We start from the raw sequence: 6,697 nt of genomic DNA on the forward strand, positions 1-6,697 counted from the left end.
CGCCTCAACTATTTCTTGTCGGCAGAGGCACCGCTCTCGACCGGGGCATAGCCCGGCTTATACTCGATTTTCACCGCCTTACGTCGATAATTCACCTGCTCCTCAAGCGCTTTTTCAACATTCTGCTTCTTCAGAATCTCCATCGCAGCATTTTGTTGTTCCTTTGGCCCAATCGGCGCGTTGATAACATTCACCTTGCTATTGATCAGCAGCTGCTGACCATTGGCGATGATGAAAGGCATGCCGTCCGGCAGCTTATCAATCTGATTGACCATCTCTTTTGGCAGCGAAACGGCATCAAGCTTACTCCGGCGACGTTGGAAGGGATGCTTTTTCGTGGTGAGGTAGCGGACTACTTCTTCATTGCTGTTCAGCTTTTGCAGCTCATTCTTATCCAATGATGCGACAGATGTGCTAATCTGATCAAGGTCATAGATCTTACGTCCGCTAAATTTCTGAGGATTGTCGTTTATAAATTGCTGAACCTCCGCCGACGACGGCGTAGGAAACTGCTGCATCCGCTCGTTAACAAGCATGGAAGCCAAAATTACTTCCCGCATACGCTGAACAGCAGCCAGGTAATCCGGCGATTTGTCCAGCCGGGCCTTTTTTGCCTCGATTGCCAGCAATTTCCGACTAATAATCCTCTCCAAAACCTCGGAACGCTGCGCCTGCGTCTGCGGCGCAGCCTGAACATTTTCGGCCAATAGTTCTGATCGGATGTCGCGCTGGGTAATATCTTCCCCATCAATGCTGGCAACCACCTGTCCGGTGGTTTCCGATTTCTCTTCGCATCCGGTCAGTCCGACCAGGGCCATCGCAGAGCATATTGCCAAAGCCATAAATCTGTTCGATTGATGACGCCTGCTCACACTGTATCCTTTCCAAATGATTGCCATATTCCCTAACAATGGGACAGAAACAAGGTTGATTTAATTGCAAACCGTATATGACTGGGTCACGATGGCCATATTCTGTGGAATCATCGTATTATTCCTTGAGCGGTCCATAGGGCAGAAAGTCGAAGATGACCGTGTGGAATATTACCTTCCTCCCTGCGTCGGCTGTGCATTGGCCAATTATTTTGGCAATGCCGGAGATAATCTTATCGCAATTGCTATCATTCTTCTGTCAATTGCGTACATCTTCAAAGTCCTCAAGCCATTCCGTGGACTCACATGATCCGCGCAATCACTTGAGTGCGCTGTCCCCGAGATAAACTTGCCGCGCAGTGCCTGCAATTCCGCTAACCATGTCTTTCATGAAACCGCCCAGCGTCTGAAAGGCTTTCGCTCGATCTGCTGATATCATCGATATCCGAATGAGCACTGCGTCAGGCACTACGCCCGAAAAGTTACTCTTGAGAATAGCTATACGCTGCGCGGCGTAGTCTGCGGGAAACTGATGACCAATCCGGGTCCAATACAAGATTTGCTCAACCCTGTCGCTCCGGGAAGCTGTGAGAAAAATGGCCTCACTTGGCCGACCCAAAATATCGTCTGTCCTGACATGCGTTCGATAGTCGATATGAAAACCGGCCGCAGGATAACAAGTCTCGGGTCGGTGAATTTGCACATCATATTCCTGGGCCCTGTCATAAGCCACGAGGAGCATGATAAACGGGTCGATGCCGTTCGAATAAGTGCCAAAGCGCGTGTTGCTGTACAGTATCTTCGTTAGATCATCCTCGACCGGCAAGACAACGCCATCCTCACCTGTAAAACGGAAATTGCCCACCAGCGGCGGCGTCACGCTGCGAAAGGCATCCTGACTTATCCCAGGACGTTTGGATGTCAGCCGAACCCCGTAATGCGCCGCTCCCGCAAAGCCCAAAAGGCCGGCCAGTAGCAATTCTCGGCGACCTATCCTTCCCAAAGCAGTAGGAAGCGGCTGCGCAGCACTATCCATGCTTAGCCTGCCTATGCACGAACCGCTGGTAGATTGGTGCAAACAGATGATCGAAAAGGATCAACCCGGCCAGAGTGACCATGAACATCGTCAAGCCCGCGGCCTCATGAAACGCGCCTTGTGCAAAAGCCTCTCCAGAATAATGCGTAGCTAAAAGGAGCATCATTACGCGAATGAAATTCGCCAGTACGGCAATAGGAAATATAAACATCATAAGTATTAATGAATATATCCAGTCAAATCTTCTAAATAAATAAATATATAACAACCCTATTGCCATAAGACTAACAAGTGAATTCAATCCTGCGCAAGCTGCTGCAACAGTGACTTCATATTGATCTATGAAGATAGACGATCCGCTATTGGCCACATCAAATCCTAATGGAGACAAGATATCAACAGCAGCCTCAGATATCTTCAGCTTGAGCATCCTGATGAATGGCCCAGTCATCGAAATTGGCGGAGGAATAATAAAGAATAAATATAAAATCGGAAACCATAATTTTATAAACAACCTGTTCCCAATATAAATGTAAATCATTGATATGGTGCATATCAACGCGCCCAATGCTTGTATCCAGCTAATCCCAGACCTGCTTCCGAGCAAATATATTAGTATGGAGATAATTATAGATGGATATGCCCTGAAAAAGTTTCCATCCTTTAAAAGCTCCCTATTGTTGAGAATCTCTCTGGTTATTAGCCATAACCCCGTCGCAAGTATCAGCGGACCGTGCGCACCCTGATCTGTAGACCATTCATGCTTTGCCAAGCCCAAAATTACAGGAGCCCAGAAGAAGCTAAAAGCTCCGACAAGAAGGAATGTATAAAATAATGGGCGTGTTATTGCCGGCATCTGCGTTGAATATTGTGACATGTTACAGAGAATTCCACACCCGCAGCCAAGACACCCTCATCGATCATCGTCGGAGGCATTAAGATCGTCCCACTTCCGACAGTGACTGGATCAAGCCCGGAGGTTACCAGCCGGATAGCCGTTAATGGCAATTTAGCCTAGGTTTTTCCCACCCTCACTAGCGACCACTTGCGCAGAACGCGGGCCCAGGGCCGTCCGCACCTGCGACACAAAGAGCTGGCGCAGACCTGTCAGCACTTCTTCAGCTGAAACGGAAAGGCGCTCCACCCCTGAAGGTGAAGCGCCTTTCCCATTTACGTTATACCCGGACCACAGGCGCGCAATCACTCGCGTCCTACAGCATCAAGCAGGATTATTGCGCGTACGAAACCGTCGTCTTGACCCGGCGACGGCGGCGCATTGCCATACCCATGGCACCAAAACCAAGCACCATCATCGCCCAGGTTGCCGGCTCCGGCACTGCCGAGGTGACAGTCAGGAACCCGAGCCCGCCAGCACTATTATTACCGTTCACAGCCGACGTAAAGTTGTAGGCCTTTGGAAAATCCAGGAAGCCGGTGCTGCCGATATCATCACCGTAGAACGACAGAATTGTGCTGCCGAAGGCCAGGTCAAAAAGACCAAGATTGGATACCGTGTAGAAGGTTATGGAGTCAGGCGTGCCTGCTACGCTGACGTCATCCAAGGAATATTTGAAATTCGTGAAGCTTGATGTCGGGTTGCTATCAAGTGGATTCGGCAGGCTAAAAGAGAACTGGAACGATGTGTTAGCCTTGCTGTAGGCAGTCGTCGCCGTGCTACCACCCCAAAGGCCAGTGCCCTGGAGGAGCACAGCGGCATCTGCCGCCGTGGAAACTGCCGCCATGGCAAGGGCGCTGCCAAGAGCCAAAAGCTTGCTCTTTAATTTCATATCAGTTCCTTCCTCGAACCTTGTCCGACGTTAAATGCGCCCCGCTATAATTAACCGCCTGTTAACGGAAAAGTGGCGCTCTGTCGCACCGATTATTTGCTCGAGTTTGTCTCATAATGAGACAAGAATGAAAAGTTATTTTGCATTTGCGAAAGAGCGACTGGTCTCAAGCGAGACACATTTGATCAGATTTGCGATATTTTGGCTACTGTTTTCAGTGCGCTAACGTAACAGTGCCACAAAGGACGCTTCGAAGCTTAGTTGCGCCGCATCAACGGCGATTCGGCTCTAGGTCACTCGACTGCCACAAACACCGGCCAGCGAATTGCCGATCTACGAAATCCGCCAACCAACAGTGGGAAATGCGCGCTCTCTATATTCCCGAGCTATTGTTCCAATTTCGAAATAAACACCGCCCGCTCCGCTTGCGCATTTGAAGGTTTCGTGCATGTTCGGCACACAGGGGGAGAAAATTCATTCGATGACTGAATATCTGGATTCAAGCGATCTTGTTTCCGTCATTATTCCGCTCTTCAATGCAGCAGCTACCATTGATCGCACGCTAATTAGCGTAAGGACGCAAACTCATGCAGCATTGGAAATTATCGTCGTTGATGACGGCTCGACCGACGGCGGGCCGGATATAGTCCGTCGCCACGCGTCCCAAGATCAGCGTATCACACTCCTCCACCAGAAGAACGCCGGGGTGGCAGCTGCCCGCAACGCTGGGATCGCGGCTGCGTCCGGGAAATTCATCGCTCCTATCGATGCTGACGATCTCTGGGCGCCAGAGAAAACGTCCCTACAATTGGCGGCACTTCTGCGAGCAGGCCCTGGAACAGCCGCCGCATATTGCTGGTACGCGATGATTGATCAAGCCGACCATATCCTTCTCGAGAAACGCTGCATGGCAGATGGTAATGTCCTTCCAGTTATGGCCCTCTACAACATCGTCGGAAATGGCAGCTCAGCGATGATGAGGAGAGAGGCCGTCTCCTCTGCGGGAGGGTATGATCGCGGACTGCGGGAGATGGGGGCTGAAGGCTGCGAGGACTATACGCTTTATTTCACTATTGCGGAGCGCTCCCATTTTGCGCTCGTCCCACAAACGCTCGTCGGATATCGTGAAAGCCCGGCAAACATGTCCAGCGATCTGCGCAAGGCGCTGCGTTCCCGTGATCTTTGTGTACCCAAATTTGCCGAACGGCACCCGGAACTGGCTCGGACATTTCATCGAGGTCGGAGCCGCGTACTCCGGTTTATGCTTGGCCGTTCATTTCGCCTGCGAAACTGGAAAGATTTCAGATTTGTCTTGCTTGAGATGGTGCGGCACGACCCTATTGGAGCCCTCATCAGCATAGCCCAGCTGACATTGGGACTTGTTGGTCGCCTGAGACGGTCCATCGATGGGAGGAGAGAGTATTTTGCGATCGGGCGGATCGATCATTGATGACAATGGAAGCATCTATAGCGGTCGTTATAACTGCATATAATCATGCACACTTTCTGTCTGCCGCGATAGAAAGTGTGCTTGCGCAATCTGTTCCAGCCTCAGAGCTGCTCATTATCGACGATGGATCGAATGACGACCCCGCCGCCGTCGTCGCGAAATACCCGCAAGCGCGGATAATTCGTCAGCATAATCAGGGCCTGCCGGCCGCACGCAATAGGGGGATGCAGGAAACATCGTCACCGCTACTTCTTTTTCTGGACGCAGACGATCAGCTCGAATCCAAGACCCTGGAGATATCCAGCGAAATGCTGAAATCCTGCCCTGATGCAGCGTTCAGCTATGGGGCCTATGTGCTGGCATATGAGGGAAAGCCGAAAGTACCTGTCCGTTTCAGGGCACTATCCGGATCAGTCTTTTCCAGTTTTCTGCTTGAAAATCCTATCGGTATGCACGGAACGGTCATGTATCGAAGGGATCGCCTGGAGGAAGCCGGCGGGTTCAGACACGATATGAAAGCCTGCGAGGATTATGAACTATATCTCAGGCTAACACAAAAATATCCGGTCATATCTACCAGTCAAGTTCTCGCACAATATTGGCAGCATGATGAAAATATGTCGCGCAATCCAGTAACGATGCTGCACTGGTCTCAGATCGCGCTCGAGCTTCACAAGCAGGAGGCGTTGAAGGCCGACCTTGAGACTGAGTTCAACAGGGGGATTTCAAACCTACGACGCGCCTATATCGGAATTTGGGTAGGAGACATCCGAAAGAATCCGCATTTCCGAACTCATTTCCGGCAAGGTTTCCAGCTTTTTCTCCAAGCACCATGCATCATGGTCGCCGAAATATGGCACAGGCTGAGTAAGCGGTCCAAAATCGTCAAATAATAACGCTTCGATTGCGCGGAGTCTGTCAGGGGTCCTCTGATGGCGACTGCAACTTTGTCCATTGGAAAAGAGAACAAAGGGAACAAACGGTCCAATCCAGGGCTTTTTAGTAAAAGTGGATTGGTGTGGAATTTCGGACGCGCGCGAATACCAGCCTTATCCAGACTTTAAGGCTGTTGCATGCCATCACAGAAGCCGGCTTTACCTTGCAAGTCGACCAAAAGGACGAAGTTAGGTTCAGGCGTCTTGTTGAGATATTCGACATGCCGATCGCTATCGGATCAGGCGCACCTGTTCTGGAAAGCATTCTCGTAGATCATGCCGGCCCGATCACTGGGGTCTGCGGTATCGCCAAACCGCTGGTGATGCCGCGATCGACAATCACTTACTGCCGGTCAAGATGGCCGGATAAACGACCCATTGCCGTCTCATTTGCCGGACTCCTGACGCCATGGCGGAAGAGCGCAATCCTGGAATGGCTGGCAAATCACGGACAGAAGGCGCCACCTTTTTTACTCAGCAGCCGTGTTAATAGACTGAAGACGAAGATACTCTGCCGCCTTAATATGACCTTTGACCAGCGCATCAACGTTGGACCAATGATGCTCTCACTCAGTGACACTGGCAGGCGATTTCCTCGAAAATCATGGAATGTTGAT

General features: G+C 50.8%; 8 protein-coding genes. 4 read left to right on the top strand and 4 right to left on the bottom strand.

What is annotated here, in order from left to right:
* Nucleotides 1-8: 8 nt before the first annotated feature.
* The gene (locus BHQ40_RS13210; protein ID WP_083276910.1) at nt 9-899 is read right to left on the bottom strand and encodes an EpsD family peptidyl-prolyl cis-trans isomerase; all 891 of its coding nucleotides are present in this window, start codon (nt 897-899) and stop codon (nt 9-11) included.
* 37 nt (nt 900-936) lie between these two features.
* On the opposite strand from BHQ40_RS13210, the gene BHQ40_RS26945 reads away from it, so the two are divergent.
* On the top strand, nt 937-1,182 hold the full coding sequence (locus BHQ40_RS26945; protein ID WP_083276911.1) for an XrtV sorting system accessory protein: 246 nt from the start codon (nt 937-939) through the stop codon (nt 1,180-1,182).
* 9 nt (nt 1,183-1,191) lie between these two features.
* Here the strand turns inward: BHQ40_RS26945 and BHQ40_RS13215 are convergent, their stop codons facing one another.
* From BHQ40_RS13215 to BHQ40_RS13225, 3 genes are all read right to left on the bottom strand, one after another.
* Entirely contained in the window at nt 1,192-1,908 is a 717-nt protein-coding gene (locus tag BHQ40_RS13215) for an exosortase C-terminal domain/associated protein EpsI (protein WP_083276912.1), read from the bottom strand.
* Nucleotides 1,901-2,785: an exosortase gene (gene xrt, locus BHQ40_RS13220; protein WP_083276913.1), complete on the bottom strand. Its 885-nt coding sequence runs from the start codon at nt 2,783-2,785 to the stop codon at nt 1,901-1,903. Before xrt ends, BHQ40_RS13215 begins: the two co-directional genes overlap by 8 nt.
* 352 nt (nt 2,786-3,137) lie before the next feature.
* Nucleotides 3,138-3,695, bottom strand: coding sequence for a PEPxxWA-CTERM sorting domain-containing protein (locus BHQ40_RS13225; RefSeq protein WP_070156339.1), 558 nt, complete (start codon nt 3,693-3,695; stop codon nt 3,138-3,140).
* 448 nt (nt 3,696-4,143) lie between these two features.
* Here BHQ40_RS13225 and BHQ40_RS13230 point away from each other — a divergent pair, with 448 nt between their 5' ends.
* From BHQ40_RS13230 to BHQ40_RS26515, 3 genes are all read left to right on the top strand, one after another.
* Nucleotides 4,144-5,145, top strand: coding sequence for a glycosyltransferase family 2 protein (locus tag BHQ40_RS13230; RefSeq protein WP_139139303.1), 1,002 nt, complete (start codon nt 4,144-4,146; stop codon nt 5,143-5,145).
* On the top strand, nt 5,145-6,038 hold the full coding sequence (locus BHQ40_RS13235; RefSeq protein WP_070156341.1) for a glycosyltransferase family 2 protein: 894 nt from the start codon (nt 5,145-5,147) through the stop codon (nt 6,036-6,038). The genes BHQ40_RS13230 and BHQ40_RS13235 overlap by 1 nt, the downstream gene beginning before the upstream one ends.
* A gap of 125 nt (nt 6,039-6,163) precedes the next feature.
* Nucleotides 6,164-6,697 (top strand): hypothetical protein (locus tag BHQ40_RS26515; protein ID WP_216094885.1); only part of this gene is annotated, 534 nt, incomplete at its 3' end.

Origin of the sequence: Sphingobium phenoxybenzoativorans, assembly GCF_001757355.1 — a bacterium.
Taxonomy (GTDB): Bacteria; Pseudomonadota; Alphaproteobacteria; order Sphingomonadales; family Sphingomonadaceae; genus Sphingobium; species Sphingobium phenoxybenzoativorans.

Coding starts and splice junctions, on each gene's coding strand:
- BHQ40_RS13235 (WP_070156341.1), top strand. CDS start 5,145: ATGACAATGGAAGCATCTATAGCGGTCGTTATAACTGCATATAATCAT.
- BHQ40_RS13210 (WP_083276910.1), bottom strand. CDS start 899: ATGGCAATCATTTGGAAAGGATACAGTGTGAGCAGGCGTCATCAATCG.
- BHQ40_RS13215 (WP_083276912.1), bottom strand. CDS start 1,908: ATGGATAGTGCTGCGCAGCCGCTTCCTACTGCTTTGGGAAGGATAGGT.
- BHQ40_RS13225 (WP_070156339.1), bottom strand. CDS start 3,695: ATGAAATTAAAGAGCAAGCTTTTGGCTCTTGGCAGCGCCCTTGCCATG.
- BHQ40_RS13230 (WP_139139303.1), top strand. CDS start 4,144: ATGTTCGGCACACAGGGGGAGAAAATTCATTCGATGACTGAATATCTG.
- xrt (WP_083276913.1), bottom strand. CDS start 2,785: ATGTCACAATATTCAACGCAGATGCCGGCAATAACACGCCCATTATTT.